The organism is Sporosarcina sp. FSL K6-2383 (assembly GCF_038618305.1).
Classification (GTDB): Bacteria; Bacillota; Bacilli; order Bacillales_A; family Planococcaceae; genus Sporosarcina.
The window spans coordinates 1,913,265-1,930,853 of the sequence record NZ_CP152017.1 but is presented as its reverse complement, the minus strand read 5'-3'; the positions used below and the strand labels follow the sequence as shown (position 1 = coordinate 1,930,853).

Genomic DNA, 17,589 nt, shown 5'->3' with positions numbered 1-17,589 from the left:
TGTATTCACCCCTACTTCCTCTCTAGCCTGACTCGCGGATCCACAATCCCATATAACAAATCAATGACAAGATTGATGGTTACATAGATGAGTGAAACGAATAACACAACGCCTTGAATAACAGCAAAATCCCTGCGAACAATAGAATTTATAATCAATTGACCCAATCCAGGAATATTAAAAATCGTCTCTACAACTACTGCTCCTGTCACCAGCGTTCCAAAAGATTGACCTATGACTGTTAAAATCGGCAGAAACGCATTACGCAGTGCATGTTTAAGCACAACTTTATATTCATAAACCCCTTTAGAACGAGCCGTCTTAATAAAATTCGCATCTAGCACTTCTAGCATGGATGCTCGCGTCATACGTGCCACAAGTGCCGCCTGAATAGCTCCCAAAGAAATCGCCGGTAAGATCAAGTACTGAAAATGCTCCCATAACCCTTTACTCAAAGGCTTATAGCCCGCAACTGGTAGCCATTGTAAGTAAACTCCGACAAATAACATCAGTAACAAAGCTAGTAAGAAACTAGGCACCGCCATACCTATTAATGACACACCCATTAGTGATTGATCGACCATCGTGCCTCGTCGATACGCCGCAAAAATACCAATCGGAATCGCAATAACAAGTGCAACAATTTCAGCCAAAATTGCAAGCGATGCTGTCGGACCCAAATGACTCCAAATTGCCTCTGTAACTGACTCTTTCATAAAATAAGACTGTCCAAAATCCCCCTGTAGCACACCCGAAACCCACTGGATATACTGTTGATACAACGGTAAATTAAGCCCCATTTGTTCGTTTAACTCCGCAATTTGTTCTTGCGTCGCTTCAATGCCTAAAATAGTAGCAGCTGGATCGCCCGGTGTTAAATGGATGATAAAAAAAATAGCAATCGATACGACAAAAAGAACCGGAATGAGCGATAAAATGCGTTTTAGTATGTAAATAATCAAGACGAACCCCCTCTTCCCATTACTTCAATAAAAAACGGAATCCTCCATCACTAAAATCGCAATGGAGGAATCGTCTTATTTAATCACTTTTGTATTCCAAATAATCGGTGCTTCAAACACAGTAAAGCCTTCCAATTCATTGGTCGAAGCAATTAGACTCTTATAATGTCCAATGACAGACGACGGTAAGTACTCATATAAATACCCTTGCAGCTCATCCCACTTCGCTTGCGCTACTTCTGGAGATTCCGCCGAGCGAATCGCCGTCAATAATTCAGTGATTTTCGGGTCTTTCGTTCCTGCCCAGTCAGGTGTAACCGCTAATAATTGTGGCGGTGTCAACTGATAGCCTGTGCTCGCTACAAAAATATCCCATTTGGCAAAATCATTTTTCCGCTCAAGAAATGTTGGAAAATCGAAATTCTCTACTTTGACATTGACACCCATTTGACGAAGCTGCTCTTGAATGACAATCGTCGCTGTATACATTTCCCCGTAATCTTTCGTTGTCAGCAATGTTACTTCTTCACCATTATACCCAGCATCTTGCAGCAATTGTTTCGCTTTTTCGACATCGCCTGCATTATAAATCCCTTCACCCGCATTAGTAGCCCACTGCGTTTGGTTTGGGTTCATATATCCTGGATTAAGTGAGAAAAGATCCGCATCTGCAAAGCTTGCCAATAGAATTTCATCCATTTTCAATCCAGTTGTAATGGCTTCGCGGATTTTCACATTCGACAATAAGCCTTCATTCGTATTATAAAAAGCAGTTAATGCACCACCATCATACGAATGGACTTTAACATCATTAGAGCTATTCAATTGCTCATAACTTTCCAATGGAATACTTTCTGCAATATCATACTGCCCTGTTTGAATCCCCGCAATTCGAGTTGAATGATCTGTTACAAAATGATAATAAACATCTTCAACAAATGCTTCCTTCTTTCCTGACAGACCACTTGCTTCAGCTTCTACTGCTTGATACTCTTCATTTTTAACAAGGTGAATGTATTGGTCTTGTTTCCATTCTTCAAATTGGAATGGGCCTGTCCCAATATATTCATTGACACCTTCAGCACTAGCCGCCGCCACGATGTCAGCTGGCATAATGGCCGGGAATTGCGCTTTCGTCGCAAGGATAATTAACACATCTGATGTTGCCTTTTCAAGTGTTAACACGACAGTTGTTGGATCTTGAACTGTAAATTCTGCATTTGTTAACAATGATTTAGCACGTGATGATGTCGTCACCCAACGATTCATAGAAGCGACAACATCCTCTGCCGTCATCTCTTCCCCATTATGGAATTTGACTCCTTCTCGCAGTTTGAACGTATAGATCTTGCCGTCCTCACTTACCTCTACTGATTCAGCAAGCATCGGAACGGGTTCATAGTTCGCATTTAACGTATACAAGGTTTCGAATACATTGCCTGCAATATTGAGTGCCACTTGCGACACAGTCATCGATGGATCTAATGTAGGTGGCTGTGCAGTCACTGCCACATTTATTTCAGATTTATATTCTGTATTTCCCGCATCTCCCGGGCCTTCTGATTTACTATTTTTATCAGCTTTATTGCCGCATCCCATCAAGGCGATGACCACAACAAATAATGCTAATACTAGACTGATTTTCTTTGACTTCATTTGTTACTCCCCCTAAATTATGCGATTTCGTCGTTGTAGCATTTCCATTTCTTTGCAGGCTCCTACTGTCTTTATTGGAAATAAAATCAATTCATACTGTACAGGTTTGTTTTGTATGATATGAAGAATACTAACGTAATCGATATACGTTGTCAATGCTTTGACTTGATTCAAAAAGAATGATTAATTCGAAAGATTCTACACTTAATTATAGATGATAGACATTGTAAGAACAACTTTTGGATTAGTGTCGAAAAATGAAATTTAATCATCTAAACAAAAAATCAGCCATTTACGTAAATGACTGATCTTCCTCTACATATTTACATAGTAATAAGCCGCCCTTATATTTCAATAACGACTGGCAGAATCATCGGTCTTCTTTTTGTTCGCGAATAGAGCAGTGTTTCAACCGACTTTTTTATATGTTGTTTCAGATTAATTCTTTGGTTTCTATCAGCACTTTGTATTTTTTTAATGGTTGTACTGACTAGCTGATTGACCTCTCGCAACAATGCCTCCGAATCGCTACCGTATACGAAGCCACGAGAGATTGCATCTGGATCAGAAATGAGCTGGCCATCCGTTTTATTCAACGTAATGACAATGACTAGCATCCCCTCTTCAGATAACAGTTTTCGATCACGTAATACGATATTTCCAACATCTCCAATCCCCATGCCGTCTACGAAAATATTACCCGATTGGACTTTCCTTGTTTGACGAGCAACTTGATTCGTAATATCAACGACATCTCCATTATTAATAATGAAAATATTTTCTCTTTGCACACCAACGGATTCGGCTAATAAGCGATGCTGATACAGCATTCTGAATTCTCCATGGATCGGAATGAAATATTTCGGTTTCATGAGAGTTAACATAAGCTTCAGTTCTTCCTGACAGGCGTGACCTGAAACATGCATACCTGTAACTGTTCCTGACCCATAAATCACTTTGGCTCCTAAAATAAATAAATTATCGATGATACGCGCCACACTTTTTTCATTCCCCGGGATTGGTGTTGAAGCAAAAATAACTGTATCTTCAGGCTCGACTTCTACCTCCCGAAAATTTGAACTCGACAAGCGAGAAAGTGCTGCCATTGGTTCTCCTTGGCTCCCTGTACAAAGTATCACAACTTTCTCAGGATCCATGCCCTTGATTTCATTCTTCTCGATTAACATCCCTTCCGGAATCTTCAAATAGCCGAGTTCCGATGCAACCGCAACAACATTCACCATGCTTCGCCCAAGCAAGGCAAGTTTACGGTTTGTTTTTTGTGCTGCATTTACTACTTGCTGGACACGATGGACGTTAGAAGCGAAGGTGGAGATGAATACCTTCCGACTCGCTTGGCGGAAAGCTTCTTCAATATGCCCCCCTACAAGCCGTTCGGACGGATTAAAACCTGGGCGCTCCGCATTAGTGCTTTCCGATAATAAAAGTAAGACACCCTTATGACCGATTTCGGCCATTTTGTGAATATCCGGATAATCATTATTCACCGGCGTTAAATCGAACTTAAAATCACCAGTATGGACGACTGCCCCCTCTGGCGTATGAAATACAACGCCTAGACAATCCGGAATACTATGGTTTGTTTTGAAAAATGTTAGTCTCACTGCACCAAACTCTAGGTCCGACTCATCATTTACTAAAACTAGCTCAGTTGACCTAAGAAGACCATGTTCTTTTAACCGAAGCTGAATTAAACCTAGCGTTAATCGTGTTGCATAAATCGGTATATTTAATTGTTTTAGAAAGTATGGGATACCTCCTATATGGTCTTCATGCCCATGTGTAACAAGTAATGCACGAATCTTATCCTTATTTTGTTTTAAATAAGAAATATCTTGGATAATTAAATCGATACCAAGTAGAGTTTCATCAGGAAACTTAGACCCACAGTCGATCACAAAGATATCGTCTTCATATTGTAAAACATACATATTCTTGCCGATTTCATTAATACCCCCTAATGCAAATACGGATAATTTATTGTCAGTTTTAGTCAACGGTAAAATCCTCCTACTTTGAAATAATAGTCAAAGTATGCCCAGCAGGGATTTTTTTATGATTTTATATTCTTGAAAAAAGACCGTAATAAACGATTGAACACCTTCTACCCAAAAGTTATTTATTCGGAATAATACAACATTAAATATTTTGTATTATTTAAGACTTTGGTATTGATTTCACTCTCATCTATCTATTAAAATAGAATTAATGATAGCCATACTATCATTTTCGGTAAAATAATTTATCATTTGATAATAGGAGGATTAGCTATGCCAGCAAAAAAACCTGCACAATGGAATGAAGAAGTAGATGTAGTTGTTTTAGGTACAGGCGGCGCTGCATTTGTATCAGCCATTTTAGCTGCTGATCAAGGCGCAAAAGTGTTAATGCTAGAAAAAACACATCAGGTCGGCGGAACGACTGCTTTCTCTGGTGGAATACCGTGGATTCCAATGAACCGCTACATGAAAGAAGCGGGCATCGATGATAGTCGTGAAGCAGCTATCGCATTTATTAAACGCTTAACACTAGGCAAAGAACCTGATTCAAAATTAATTGACGTATTTGTTGATAATGGACATGTCATGATCGATTATTTACATGAAAATACACCATTACGTTTTGAAATGCCTGAAGGCTATTCTGAATACTATGCACATCTTCCAGAAGCCTTGCACAAAGGAACACGTTCAATGGATCCAGTACCATTCGATTTAAATACAGTTGGCGAATGGGGTCCACTTGTCCGTCAAAACCCGGTTTTCCCACCCCTTACGTTAGCTGAGGGTGGAGCAGTTGGCGGAATCGACTTCGCTAAACTTGGTGAGCGCATGGAAAACAATATCGTCACAATGGGGCGTTCTCTTATCGGAGCACTATTAAAAGGTGCGCTTGATCGCGGTATCGACATCAAAGTGAGCACTCCAGGTACAGAACTTGTACTAGACGATGACGGCAAAGTAATTGGTGTGGTCGCTGAAAATGCAGATGGAGAAAAAATCTTCATCGGCGCTCGAAAAGGTGTTGTACTCGCATCTGGTGGCTACGAATGGAACCAGGAATTAATTAAAACATTCCTAAAAGGTCCAATTACTCACCCAATGTCACCTCCAGGTAACGATGGAGATGGCTTAATCATGGCAATGGAAGCTGGAGCTGCTCTTGGCAACATGAGTGAAGCTTGGTACTACCCAACGATGCAAGATCCAACGTTTGAATATGAGGATCATGTCATGAATCAAACAGGTGGCGGACGTTTCGGCCCGAACAGCATCATTGTTAACAAATATGGGAAGCGCTTTGTACACGAAGGCACAACGTACAATGATATGCCTCGTGCTACTTTCGAATTCGATGCTGCTAAACTAGAATATCCGAACGAGGGACCTGTTTGGATGGTATTCGACCAACAGTTAAAAGATAAGACGATGATTATTACGATGATGCCAGGTGAAGAAGCTCCTGAGTGGGTAGACCAAGCCTCTTCTTTACGCGAACTTGCTGAAAAAATCGGTGTAGACGCTGATGGCCTAGAAGCATCTGTTGCACGTTGGAATGATCACTGTGACAAAGGGGAAGACCCTGATTTCCATCGTGGAACGACTCATTTTGAAAATATTTTAGGTGGCGGCGGAAATGCTGAAGCTAACCTTGGAAAAATCGAAAAAGGACCATTCTATGCAGTCCCTGTATATGCAGGTGCACTTGGCACAAATGGTGGCCCTCGCATTAACGAAAAAGGCGAAGTAATGAGCCTTCGTGGAAAAGCAATTGACGGCCTATACGCAGCGGGTAACGCAGCGATGAGTATCCTAGGACCTGTCTACCCAAGTGCTGGAGGTACAATCGGGCCTGGTATGACAATGGGTTATATCATCGGTAAAGAAGTCGGTTCAAAAGCTGCACGTGAAATTTAATTTTCAAACAATAATCTTAACTAACAAGAAAAGTGAGCGTGACTAATTATGCCTAACGGAACACATACAGTAGAACTTCAAGTACCTATCGAAAACATCTGGAATTTCGTCAGTGATATGAATAAATGGGCACCGTTAGTACCTGGTTATATCGAGCACGAAATTTTAAGCGACAAGCAGTCAACTTGGAAATTTAAGGGCGATTTAGGCTTCATGAAAAAAACAGTTAAACTTCAAATTGATATCCAAGAATGGATCGAGCCATCAAAAGTAACTTTTGATTTAAAAGGTTTGTCGGATAACTTTACAGGCGGCGGTTATTTTATCGCTGAAAAGATTTCAGATTCCTCTACAAGCATGGCTGGTCACTTAGACATTACAGCAGGCGGTATGATGGGTGCGATGGTTAACACCATTCTGAAAAACTTTGTGCCTGAAACTGCGCAACAATTAACTGAAGCAATTGCTGCGAAAATTAATGAAATTGAAAGTGTCAACGTTTAAGACCACTAACAATTTTAGTTAAGGAAAGCGTAAGCGCCTAGGCCAGGAGTCTGGACAGTAAGAAAAAAGACTACACAAGAGATTAATCTTGTGTAGTCTTTTCTGGTTTTAAATAATCGAGAAAGATGTTTTTAACAAGAATTGCTTGTTCAATCGGTAAAATGACGAGATTTCCCATCCTTACACTTTCAAAAAATGAAAGCTTTCTTGTAAAAAGACCAAAAATATTTGAAATCGCGCCTAATGTTTCCTCTATAGAAAGATCTTGCCGAATTGATAAGTCTTCTTTGCCCTCTTTAATAATGTCCGAAATAACATTTACAATATCCGAATAGGCTCTATGATAGTTCGCTATATCTTCCATTGGTTCTTGTGAAAAAGCAGCATAGACTTCAAATGCTTCTAGCAACTTCATGCTATCCATCAATTCTGGCTTCGATGTCCCAAGATAATGATCCAGCAGCATCTCAAATTTTTGTAAGCAGTTACCCTCGCTCGCTAATATGTGTTCAAATGCCGGTAGCCTACCTTCCAGGATGTCTACCATGACAGCAATAATCAACTTGTTTTTTTTAGGGAAATAACGAAAAACTGTTGCTACCCCAAGTTCCGCTTCATCTGCCACGTCTTGCATCGTCGACCATTCAAATCCTTTACGCGAAAAAACTGAAAATGCTGCCTGTAAAATATGTTGTGATCGACGTTCTTTAAAAGTCATTTTTTCTCAAATCCTTCAGTGAAAATTAAAGTTTTTTAGAAAAGAGTTGTTCCCCTATCTATTCTATATGCTTTAATGTATTTTACCAAGTAATTAGCTAAACTGCATCACGTGATAAATAAGAGATAGAAAATCCCTTATCCAGCTGTATGGATAAGGGCATGAAAGTTGTTTATATTTTTATAAATTGTCAAGCTGAGATAGCCCAATCTATTGTATAATCTACAATCGTTAAACGTTTTTATAATCCGCTTCCACAGATAACAATGTATCTTCAAGGAAATCCATTAGCTATTCCTTTTGCTGCTCCAAATACTCAATTGCTTTTTTCAATCGTTGTAAACCTTCTACTACCTTGGATCGAGGGCAGCCTACATTCATTCTGATAAAGTGCTTCCCTTCATCCCCATACGTATCCCCAGACATAATCGCTACTTTGCCATGGTGAACAAGTGCAGCTTGCAACTGTTCGCTTGAATAGGGCAGCTGTGATACATCAATCCAAGCGAGGTAAGTAGAGTCGGGTATCGTCAAATGGAGAGTCGGTAAATGTTCAACTAAAAAGTCTTGAATGGTTTGCAAATTGACGTGAAGATAGCTAACTAATTCGTCTACCCAATCTTCGCAATCATTATACGCAGTCATGGTAGCAGTAAGCCCAAGCACGCTAGCACTTGATAAGCCATCCTTATTTTTTAAAGCTAACAGAAATTCTTTTCTAATCTGTTCGTCAGGAGTAAGCAGATAAGAACCACCCAATCCAGGTATATTAAATGTTTTACTTGCCGAAGTACAAATGCACACTTTGCTCACATCTATCGCAGCATCTGTAATTGGGATATGGCTATTTCCTCCATGAATGATATCCATATGAATTTCATCAGAAATAATATAGACATTGTACTGATTGCAAAGCTGAACTATTTTTTCTAGTTCAGCTCTTGTCCAAACACGACCTGAAGGATTATGTGGACTACAAAGAAGTAGCACTTTTGCTTTTGAATGCGATAGCTTATCAGCTAGATCGATAAAATCAATAGAATATTGTCCATCCTGGTAGATCAATTCATTGCGTGAAATGATACGATTATTGTCTTGAATCGTTTTATAAAAAGCGTCATAGGCAGGTGTTTGGATGACGATATGATCCATTTCATCTGTTAATAGCCCAATCATTTTTGAAATAGAATAGATAACAGAGGGACTATAAATAATCCACTCTTCTTGTATCGTGCTTGAAAATCGTCTTTGGTACCAGCTACGGATAGACTTTTTATAGTCATCATGATTCCAGCGTGTATACCCAAAAACACCATGTCGTAGTCGTGCTTCAAGTGCTACTAATATCGCTTCCGGTGAACGAAAATCCATATCAGAAATAGAAAATGGCAAGAGGCCCTTTTCGCCAAATCGATCTTCAATATAATCCCACTGTGTACAAAATGTACCCTGTCGATCAATCACTTCGTCAAAGCTCTTCATCTTTTATCACCTACTTTTAGATAATCTTCTCAATTTGTGATTTTAATATCCCTACTTGCGGGCCAATCACAACTTGCACATTCTGTTCATCTAGTTTTACAACTCCAAGGACTCGGCATTGTTCTTTCAATACCTTCTCATCGACCTTGTCCATATCTTCCACAACAAGACGCAAGCGAGTCACACAATTATCCAGTGATTGAATATTTTCTTTGCCGCCTAATGCTCGTAAAACCTGTTCAGCATAACTCGATCCATCATTCGCAGTTGAGCCTGCTTCTTCCTCAGGATTCGCCGCTTCACGCCCCGGTGTTTTTATATTAAATTTCGCGATTGCATAGCGGAAAACAATATAATAGATTGCAAACCAAATCGCACCTACTACGAGTACAAGATACCATCTCGTATTCACCCCTTGCATCACACCGAAAATCATGAAGTCGAGTATGCCACCATCCGTATTTCCAATGGTAACCCCTAACACGCTCATAACCATAAAACCTAAACCTGTCAAAAATGCATGAATCACAAATAATGCAGGTGCAACAAATAAAAATAAGAACTCAATTGGTTCAGTGATGCCCGTTACAAAAGTAGCAATCACACCGGAGATTAATAAGCCCTTAATTTTCTTACGATTTTCTGGGCGAGCTGTATGGTAAATCGCAAGGGCTACAGCTGGTAATCCAAACATAAAGGTTGGCATTTTTCCTTGTGATAAAAATGCCGTTGCCGAAGGACTGATTCCTACTCCACTTTGCAACTGTGCGTAAAAGATATTTAAAGCACCAGAGATAGTTTGACCATTGACTACTTCTGTACCACCAGCCTCAGTAAAACGAATCATCGCCACTAAGATATGGTGTAGCCCAAATGGTAGCAAAAAGCGTTCACCAGCGCCGAATAAAAACGGACCAAACATACCCGCCTTTTGAATAATTGTTCCAATGCCCGTAATACCTAGCGCAAAAACTGGCCAAATCATCGGAATAAGAATACCCACAATCGACACAGTAAGTGCTGTGATAATCGGTACGAAACGCGCTCCGCCAAAAAATGCAAAAGCATCTGGTAACTTAATTGCATAGAAACGATTATGTAATAGGTAAACGATTATACCGACGATAATACCACCTAGTACACCCATCTCTATTGTCTGAATCCCCATTACCATTCCTTGACCTGCCTGACGTAATTGATCAGCATCCACTAACTTTCCAGTTTCTGATAAATAAAAATTAATTGATAAGTTCATGATCACATAGCCGATAAACCCTGAAAAAGCAGCAACACCTTTTTCATAGCGAACAAGCCCCATTGGAATTGCCATTGCAAACAAAACTGGTAGGTAAGTAAATGCAAAGCCCCCAATAGTGCTCATAAAGCTAAATAACACTTGTAAAATAGGATGTCCCAAAAATGGAAAAGCATCAATCGTAGAAGGACTAGTAAACGAGCTACCTATCCCCAAAACAAGCCCCATAAATGCTAACAAAGCAACCGGTAGCATAAATGTTTTCCCAAGACCTTGGAAGAATTCCCATAATCGAGATTTCATAGATCTATTTTTCATCATTCATTCTCCTTTTCGAATAGAAGTTGTATTCAATTATCAGTATACTTTGACTACATTTTAGTAAGCAAGCGCTTCCAAGTCTTTGTACGTACATACATTTTTTGTACACACACTCTCTTTTCTACCCAATTAAACCACGCCTGTTGATTAACTAAACATAACTTACTCAAACGCAAAGCACTCTATATTCAACCGTCTTGGATCATTTTGGATTGAACGACTTCTATACAGTACTGTACTGTATTTATGAATAGGGACGCGGCGAAGTCGCATCCCTATTCATTCTTTTTGGTGATTGTTATGAAGGTGGTTTTCAAGCCTTTGCTTACTTGCGATTTACACAAGGAAATAACTAGTGAACAGACGCACAATTAAACAAGAAAAAAACCGTAGAAGTAATTCTACGGCTTTACTTATTTTTAAACTGATCAAGATACGTTAGAATGATAAAATCTAAAAGCATGCTTAACGGAAATCGTGAGCTCATATCTAATTCTCCATAATAACAGTTCGTTACGTGTGCTTGAAGGGAGATATCTGCTAGTTGTTGTAATCTATTTTTTTGTTGACCAGTAATCGCAATCATCTTCACATTTCTGTCCTTCAATAAAGAAGCGTACTCTAGCATATTGATGGTTTCTCCACTATAGGAAACCAAAATCGCCAAATCTCCTGTCGTTAAACTATTGGCAACACTCCGTAGCTCATCCCAATCTTCTCGAGCACTCGTTATTTTCCCCGAAAACATGAGCTTCCTTGCCGCATCAATGCAAACTGGAAGAGAATTCCCCATTCCAATGAACTCCACATGGGTGCTTTCATGAATACATTTTGCAACTTCAGTTATTAGTTCCTCATTAACCAACTGCAAAGTACTTGTCATTTCATTTTGGATTCTACTGATATGGTCAACTAAAACACCAGCATTCGATGAACCACTCAGCTCTTTTTCTTGACCAACTTCTTTACTTAAAGAATATTTCATATCTTGAAAACCACGAAAACCTAGCTGCTGACATGTCCTACTAATAGTGGCCGTAGAAACAAAGAGCTTTTTTGCTAGCTGATCCACATTCAAATCTACAACTATTTCCGGATAGTGCAAAATGTAATCTAACACTTCGATTTCCAAACGACTCAAGCGCTCACGATGTTGGGTTAACCGTTTTAAAAAAATTTGCAAGTCTATCACCACTTATCAGTTGAATTTCATTTATTTAGCCCAAGCCTTTTTTATCTGTGGCTTACTTTAAAGTTATTCTCTCATCATCCGTTTAGAAGGCGAAGTGGACACCCTAAAAATCTCGCTAAAAATATATGGTCATAAATCTTAACCCTTTTAAATTTTAGCTTCGCCAACTCATTCGTGTGATACTATCATTTCTAAACTTCCTTCAATTTCATAATTCGTAATCTTTGATGGCAACATAAAGTTATCCCCTTTTTCAAGCGGGAATGAATGACCATTAACAGTGATTTCCCCCGTACCATTCACAATACTAACTAGCAGATAATCCGTTTGTAAAGGCATCGCGACCTTGCCAGCCAACTTCCAATGGTAGACTGTGAAATACTGTTCCTTTACTAATTGCACAGTCACTAAATCATCAATTGTCTCCTCTACTTTCTGCGTTGTAGTTGTAGAGTGAGGATAATTCGTTACGTCAATTGCAGACTGAATATGGAGTTCACGTGTTTGTCCTGCATCATCCTTGCGGTCATAATCATAGACACGATACGTAATATCTGAGCTTTGTTGGATTTCTAGAATGACAATCCCCTTACCAATCGCATGGATCGTCCCACTTGGAACATAAAAGAAATCACCTTTTTTCACGGGAACGTTAATGAGTAAATCATCCCATTCGCCAGCATCTACCCGACGCTTAAACTCTTCTTTCGTGTTGGCACGATGACCAAAAATAATTTCGCTATCCGGCTCACAATCCAACACATACCAACACTCCGTCTTACCATATGGTTCATTTTCTACTTTTCTAGCATACTCATCATTCGGATGGACTTGTACTGACAAATTATCATTGGCATCCAATATTTTCACCAATAACGGAAAGTCACCATCGGACGTTTCTTTACCAAATAATGATGGGTGTTCTTGCCACGCCTGTGCTAAGTTTTCCCCCTGTAATGGACCATTGAGGATCGTAGATGGACCGTTTTTATGAGCTGAAATCACCCACGCCTCACCCGTTAAGTCATTTGGAATCGCATATCCAAACAATGTCTGCAGTTTACTCCCACCCCAAATACGTTCTTGAAATACTGGTTTCAAAAAAATGGGTTCTTGATACATCTTGAATTCCTCCATAAAAAATAATATTTATTTGATAATATCAATAAAATGCTTTAAAATCCTGGCGGTTAACCCCCAGATAGTATATTGCTTATAGTCAAAAAACCATTCCTCCATTCCAATACTTCTCCACTGATACTGGGTACCATTCATGATTTTATCAAAGGGAAAGTTGGATGCAGGCGTTGCTTGAACGGAAACGACATGCATATACGGCTCATAATTCAAAAGCCATTTAATCGGAACTGTAAATACCTCTTCCACTTCTTCAGTATTGTAAGAATGAATAATTTCACTATATTCGATAATCGCTACAAATGGGTAAACTACAAAGGCAGGCGAAGCAATGTAGGGACTTAATTGTCTAATGACTGTAACCGTTTTAGGATCAACACCCAATTCTTCATGCGTTTCCCGTAATGCCGCTGCCAATGGCGTTGGGTCTGTGATGTCGATTCGACCTCCTGGAAAACTAATATCCCCTGGCTGTCTACGCATCGTGAATGAACGAATTTCGAAAAGGATATGCCATTCTCCATCTACCTGCACAATTGGGATTAGCACAGCCGAACGAAAAGCTGTTTCCTCCCCTATAAAATGAAACTCATTTTCTTTTAACTGCTTCAATTTATCTAGGAACACAGAAATCCCCTCACTTTAACAGTTGTACTCCTATTATCCTATCACTTAATGGATAGGGGAAGAAAGTATTATTACTATTTCCATCAGCTTTTGGATGAGCACGTATTTTTGGATGGAAATCTAGAATCACTTTATGAGTTCCAATTATTCGCAAACGTGAGGTTGCATAACTTGTCGTGGATGTTGTGTATTTCGGGATGCCCATTTATACTACATTACAAGTAAAGTTTTTAATTTGTTGGGAGGTGGAAGTATGAAACTAGGGGCATTTTCTGTAAGTCTTAGTGTAAAAGACATTCACAAATTAAAAATGCCAGTGTTAGTGGCATTTTAAGTGATATAGATTTTTATTTGGAATCCTTTTTCGGAGATGTGGATTGATCAACAAATTGATCGACTTGTAAAGTCAGTTCTTCTACCAGCTCTTTAAGTAACTGTTTTTCCTCAGCTGATATTTTCCCTTTTACATCATCTAAATCTACCCCGTTTTTACTTAGAGTATTACTTACTATTAAATCAATAACCTTGTCGGAAATTGCATTCGTCTTTTTAGGTAAATCGCTCAAGCTACCGCTCCTTCTTGTGATATCTCTCGTATTATTTATATGCAACTATCAATTAAAAGGAGACGTGGAATATTTTCGTATTCCCACCCACTTTTATATCGGAATTACATTATAAATAATATTCAACGCAACAAAGAAATTTATTTGTTGCGTTGGTGAAAATTCACCATAAATTTTTCAGTAAATATTCTTTTGAAGTTAATACACCGTAGTTCTATTTGATATAGCAGTAAATTATAGAACATCTAACTTCGCTACTAAAGTAACAAGGATTTGAAGTAATGCTTGGATGTTTACTGCCAAGTCAGTATCGGTTGTTGTAACTGTTATATTTCTTGATCCCTCAACAATCGTTTTTTGAACGTTTCGTTGTTTTGTTTTTATAAATTGCTTCATATCTTGTGCGACCGCTTTGCCTTGAACTGTATCTCCGATAGTAATGCTAATGACTGCTGCAATAGCGGCTTGAATTCCTAGTTGTAATGACAATGCTGCTTGTGTATCTGTTGTGTGTATATCAATATGTTCGGAATCCTTTACGACGATCCATTCATAAGATTGCTGCTTATTAGATACTGATTGTTCTCCATTTTGTTGAACATCCGCGCTGTTTCTTCTATTGTTATTGCAATGATCTAATGCCCTCCATTTGTTTCCACTCATTTTTTCCACCTCTTTTCGTTGTTAAATCTATTACACCTCGCGCCTAAAGAAGCAGGACATGCAGTTGGGGTTTGAACCACAATGAATTGAATGCTTGTCCAGCATTCATCCCGCTACTCATGGAATTTGGGGACTTCTGCAACTGACGACTCACTTTTGGTACAAAAACGTTTACTGAATCAAATTAAAGTACATCTAACCTAACTACTAACGAAACCAGCACTTGTAACAATGCCTGAATATTCACAGCCAAGTCTGTATCAATAGTCACAACATTAACGTCATTCGAGTTATCAATATAGATCCTTTGTTTATTCGTTTGTTCGTCATTAAATTGCTGAAAGATGTCTTGTGCAACAGCCTGTCCCCGATCAGAGTCACCAATTGCGATACTTACAACTAAAGCAATCGCAAGTTGTAAGCCAACTTGAAGAGATACCGATGCTTGCGTATCTGTTGTTTGAACGCTAATGTTGCAAGAATCCTTAATCCATATGACTTCATCGGAATTTTGATATACGGATGCAAGTTGATCGATGTCCTCAAAAACCATCGCATCATTAAAGTCATTGTAAGGATTATCTTCCAGCGTCCTCTCCTCAGAATGATAGTTGTTACATCGATTGCAGTTTTTTACTGGACCCATATTTTCATAACTACATCGTCTACATTTCCAGCTACTCATTTCATAACCTCCTCCCCATTTATTAGCCAGATTGAAATATGCTTTACAACCTTGCTTCTCTAACATATGAACAAATTTATTATTGAAATAGTTTATTTGACTATAGGCTGTCCAATTATTCACTTGCTTCTTTATCAGGGACCTTGAGTTACCCATACATCTTTGATACATTCGTCGTTTTAAGAATCACTCCCAGCATATGCAATCATCCTTTCATTGCCGATAGGTATAGAATAAGAGGTAAGTAAAAATAGTTTGACCGGAAAAGGATAAAGAGAGTGTAAAGAAACCCATTTAGAGTACTCATACAAATCCAAATTATGTGAGTACCTCTTATCGATAAAAAAACGGTACCCGTATCCAAAACAATTCGAAATTGTTTTGGATACGGGTACCGTTCACTAATTTTTATGAATTAAAATCATATATTTGACCTTTAATCAGATAGGCCGCACTTTCAGCGATATTTGTCATATGGTCTGCCGTTCTCTCAAGAAAACGATTGACAAATAATAATTGCACAAGCTGATTTGTGTCTTCTGGATGTTCACTTAGATAAGTAGTCAATTCTTTATAGGTTTCATCACTATATTGGTCCACTTCATCCTCTAAGTTGCCAACTTCTTTAGCAAGTGCGATATTTTCCTCTAAAAAAGATTGGAGTGCTTTTCGGAGCATTTCAATGGATAATTCTTTCATCTTCTCTAGATGCGTAATGTCCAATAAAGATTTTGTATGACCAATTTTAATCGTTGCTTTGGCAATATTCACGGCGAAATCCGCAACTCGTTCAATTTCAGACGAAATTTTAAGTACACCAATAATCTGGCGTAAATCCCTTGATATAGGTGCTTCTTTCGCCATTATCCAGATAGCAAACTGGTTAATTTCCGTTTCCAGATTATCAACTGTTGTATCGCCCTCAATAACTTTTAAAGCTCTCTCAATATCTTGCGTTTTCAAAGCTTTAAAGGATTTCTCTAGGGCAGTAATGGATAGTTCACCCATTTCGGTGATTTTACTTTTTAATTCCTCTAAGTTTTTCTCGAAGTTTTCACGCATAGCCATTAGTTACCCCCCTATTATCCGAATCGACCCGTTACATAATCTTCAGTTCTTTGATCTTTTGGTGTGGAGAAAATGTTATCAGTATCATCGTATTCAACAATTTCACCATTTAAGAAAAACGCTGTTTTATCAGAGATTCGTGCAGCTTGTTGCATGTTATGAGTAACAATAACAATTGTGAACTCTTTTTTCAAGGTTGAGATGAGTTCTTCTACTTTTAACGTAGAGATTGGGTCTAGTGCAGAAGTAGGTTCGTCCATTAATATAACATCTGGTTTCATCGCAATTGCACGTGCAATACAAACACGTTGCTGCTGACCGCCAGACAAACCTAGTGCTGATGTTTTAAGACGGTCTTTTACCTCGTCCCAAATCGCTGCTCCACGCAAACTCTCTTCCACAATTTTATTTAATTCTTTTTTATTTTTTATGCCTTGTCCTCTTGGACCATAAGCAACATTATCATAAATACTCATCGGGAATAAATTCGGTTTTTGAAAAACCATTCCCACTTTTGTACGTAATTTGATGACATCATTTGAATGATAAATTCTTTCATCATCAATGACTACTTCACCTGTAATTTTCACACCATCAATTAGATCATTCATGCGATTTAATGTTCGTAAAAAAGTTGATTTACCACAACCTGATGGACCGATTAAAGCAGTAACCTGTTTTTCATGAATAGCAAGATCTACACCAAACAGCGCTTGTTTCTCACCATAGAATAAATTTAAATCTTTCACATTAATTTTCGATGTACTTTCTTTAAGTTTCTCCATATGCGATAATACCTTCCCTACTTGGTTTTA

At 38.7% G+C, this 17,589-nt stretch carries 16 protein-coding genes; 2 read left to right on the top strand and 14 right to left on the bottom strand.

The window, feature by feature from the left end:
• Window positions 1–11 precede the first annotated feature (11 nt).
• The 3 genes from MKZ10_RS09575 to MKZ10_RS09565 all read right to left on the bottom strand — a co-directional run bounded on the left by MKZ10_RS09575 (window position 12) and on the right by MKZ10_RS09565 (window position 4,636).
• Complete coding sequence (locus MKZ10_RS09575; RefSeq protein WP_342504743.1) at window positions 12–962, bottom strand: ABC transporter permease; 951 nt, start codon at window positions 960–962, stop codon at window positions 12–14.
• A gap of 75 nt (window positions 963–1,037) precedes the next feature.
• Window positions 1,038–2,618: an ABC transporter substrate-binding protein gene (locus tag MKZ10_RS09570; protein WP_342504742.1), complete on the bottom strand. Its 1,581-nt coding sequence runs from the start codon at window positions 2,616–2,618 to the stop codon at window positions 1,038–1,040.
• Between the two features lie 344 nt (window positions 2,619–2,962).
• The gene (locus MKZ10_RS09565; RefSeq protein ID WP_342504741.1) at window positions 2,963–4,636 is read right to left on the bottom strand and encodes a ribonuclease J; all 1,674 of its coding nucleotides are present in this window, start codon (window positions 4,634–4,636) and stop codon (window positions 2,963–2,965) included.
• 273 nt (window positions 4,637–4,909) lie between these two features.
• On the opposite strand from MKZ10_RS09565, the gene MKZ10_RS09560 reads away from it, so the two are divergent.
• Together MKZ10_RS09560 and MKZ10_RS09555 are read left to right on the top strand one after the other, a co-directional pair.
• The gene (locus MKZ10_RS09560; protein WP_342504740.1) at window positions 4,910–6,556 is read left to right on the top strand and encodes an FAD-binding protein; all 1,647 of its coding nucleotides are present in this window, start codon (window positions 4,910–4,912) and stop codon (window positions 6,554–6,556) included.
• Between the two features lie 48 nt (window positions 6,557–6,604).
• Complete coding sequence (locus tag MKZ10_RS09555) at window positions 6,605–7,060, top strand: SRPBCC family protein (protein ID WP_342504739.1); 456 nt, start codon at window positions 6,605–6,607, stop codon at window positions 7,058–7,060.
• A gap of 82 nt (window positions 7,061–7,142) precedes the next feature.
• Here MKZ10_RS09555 and MKZ10_RS09550 read toward each other — a convergent pair whose 3' ends face one another.
• From MKZ10_RS09550 to pstB, 11 genes are all read right to left on the bottom strand, one after another.
• Window positions 7,143–7,778, bottom strand: a complete 636-nt coding sequence (locus MKZ10_RS09550; protein WP_342504738.1) for a TetR/AcrR family transcriptional regulator — start codon at window positions 7,776–7,778, stop codon at window positions 7,143–7,145.
• Window positions 7,779–8,069: 291 nt separating this feature from the next.
• Window positions 8,070–9,260 carry a MalY/PatB family protein gene (locus tag MKZ10_RS09545; protein WP_342504737.1) on the bottom strand — a complete coding sequence of 397 codons (1,191 nt, stop codon included), beginning with the start codon at window positions 9,258–9,260 and terminating at the stop codon, window positions 8,070–8,072.
• A 16-nt stretch (window positions 9,261–9,276) separates the two neighbouring features.
• The gene (gene malX / locus MKZ10_RS09540; RefSeq protein ID WP_342504736.1) at window positions 9,277–10,836 is read right to left on the bottom strand and encodes a maltose/glucose-specific PTS transporter subunit IIBC; all 1,560 of its coding nucleotides are present in this window, start codon (window positions 10,834–10,836) and stop codon (window positions 9,277–9,279) included.
• A gap of 409 nt (window positions 10,837–11,245) precedes the next feature.
• Entirely contained in the window at window positions 11,246–12,019 is a 774-nt protein-coding gene (locus MKZ10_RS09535) for a MurR/RpiR family transcriptional regulator (protein WP_342504735.1), read from the bottom strand.
• A gap of 177 nt (window positions 12,020–12,196) precedes the next feature.
• Window positions 12,197–13,150 (bottom strand): mannose-6-phosphate isomerase, class I, encoded by a 954-nt coding sequence (manA, locus tag MKZ10_RS09530; protein ID WP_342504734.1) that lies wholly within the window; start codon window positions 13,148–13,150, stop codon window positions 12,197–12,199.
• 27 nt (window positions 13,151–13,177) lie between these two features.
• On the bottom strand, window positions 13,178–13,792 hold the full coding sequence (locus MKZ10_RS09525; protein ID WP_342504733.1) for a CoA pyrophosphatase: 615 nt from the start codon (window positions 13,790–13,792) through the stop codon (window positions 13,178–13,180).
• Between the two features lie 347 nt (window positions 13,793–14,139).
• Entirely contained in the window at window positions 14,140–14,358 is a 219-nt protein-coding gene (locus MKZ10_RS09520; RefSeq protein ID WP_342504732.1) for a spore coat protein, read from the bottom strand.
• Window positions 14,359–14,592: 234 nt separating this feature from the next.
• Complete coding sequence (locus tag MKZ10_RS09515; protein WP_342504731.1) at window positions 14,593–15,021, bottom strand: spore coat protein; 429 nt, start codon at window positions 15,019–15,021, stop codon at window positions 14,593–14,595.
• Window positions 15,022–15,205: 184 nt separating this feature from the next.
• On the bottom strand, window positions 15,206–15,706 hold the full coding sequence (locus MKZ10_RS09510) for a spore coat protein (RefSeq protein WP_342504730.1): 501 nt from the start codon (window positions 15,704–15,706) through the stop codon (window positions 15,206–15,208).
• Window positions 15,707–16,114: 408 nt separating this feature from the next.
• Complete coding sequence (gene phoU, locus MKZ10_RS09505) at window positions 16,115–16,774, bottom strand: phosphate signaling complex protein PhoU (RefSeq protein ID WP_342504729.1); 660 nt, start codon at window positions 16,772–16,774, stop codon at window positions 16,115–16,117.
• A 14-nt stretch (window positions 16,775–16,788) separates the two neighbouring features.
• Window positions 16,789–17,559 (bottom strand): phosphate ABC transporter ATP-binding protein PstB, encoded by a 771-nt coding sequence (gene pstB, locus MKZ10_RS09500; protein ID WP_342504728.1) that lies wholly within the window; start codon window positions 17,557–17,559, stop codon window positions 16,789–16,791.
• Between the last annotated feature and the right edge of the window lie 30 nt (window positions 17,560–17,589).

Bases quoted from the DNA above. Each gene is read 5' to 3' on its own strand.
- MKZ10_RS09550 (WP_342504738.1), bottom strand. From the start codon at position 7,778: ATGACTTTTAAAGAACGTCGATCACAACATATTTTACAGGCAGCATTT.
- MKZ10_RS09555 (WP_342504739.1), top strand. From the start codon at position 6,605: ATGCCTAACGGAACACATACAGTAGAACTTCAAGTACCTATCGAAAAC.
- MKZ10_RS09560 (WP_342504740.1), top strand. From the start codon at position 4,910: ATGCCAGCAAAAAAACCTGCACAATGGAATGAAGAAGTAGATGTAGTT.
- MKZ10_RS09545 (WP_342504737.1), bottom strand. From the start codon at position 9,260: ATGAAGAGCTTTGACGAAGTGATTGATCGACAGGGTACATTTTGTACA.
- phoU (WP_342504729.1), bottom strand. From the start codon at position 16,774: ATGGCTATGCGTGAAAACTTCGAGAAAAACTTAGAGGAATTAAAAAGT.
- MKZ10_RS09570 (WP_342504742.1), bottom strand. From the start codon at position 2,618: ATGAAGTCAAAGAAAATCAGTCTAGTATTAGCATTATTTGTTGTGGTC.
- manA (WP_342504734.1), bottom strand. From the start codon at position 13,150: ATGTATCAAGAACCCATTTTTTTGAAACCAGTATTTCAAGAACGTATT.
- MKZ10_RS09515 (WP_342504731.1), bottom strand. From the start codon at position 15,021: ATGAGTGGAAACAAATGGAGGGCATTAGATCATTGCAATAACAATAGA.
- pstB (WP_342504728.1), bottom strand. From the start codon at position 17,559: ATGGAGAAACTTAAAGAAAGTACATCGAAAATTAATGTGAAAGATTTA.
- malX (WP_342504736.1), bottom strand. From the start codon at position 10,836: ATGATGAAAAATAGATCTATGAAATCTCGATTATGGGAATTCTTCCAA.
- MKZ10_RS09510 (WP_342504730.1), bottom strand. From the start codon at position 15,706: ATGAGTAGCTGGAAATGTAGACGATGTAGTTATGAAAATATGGGTCCA.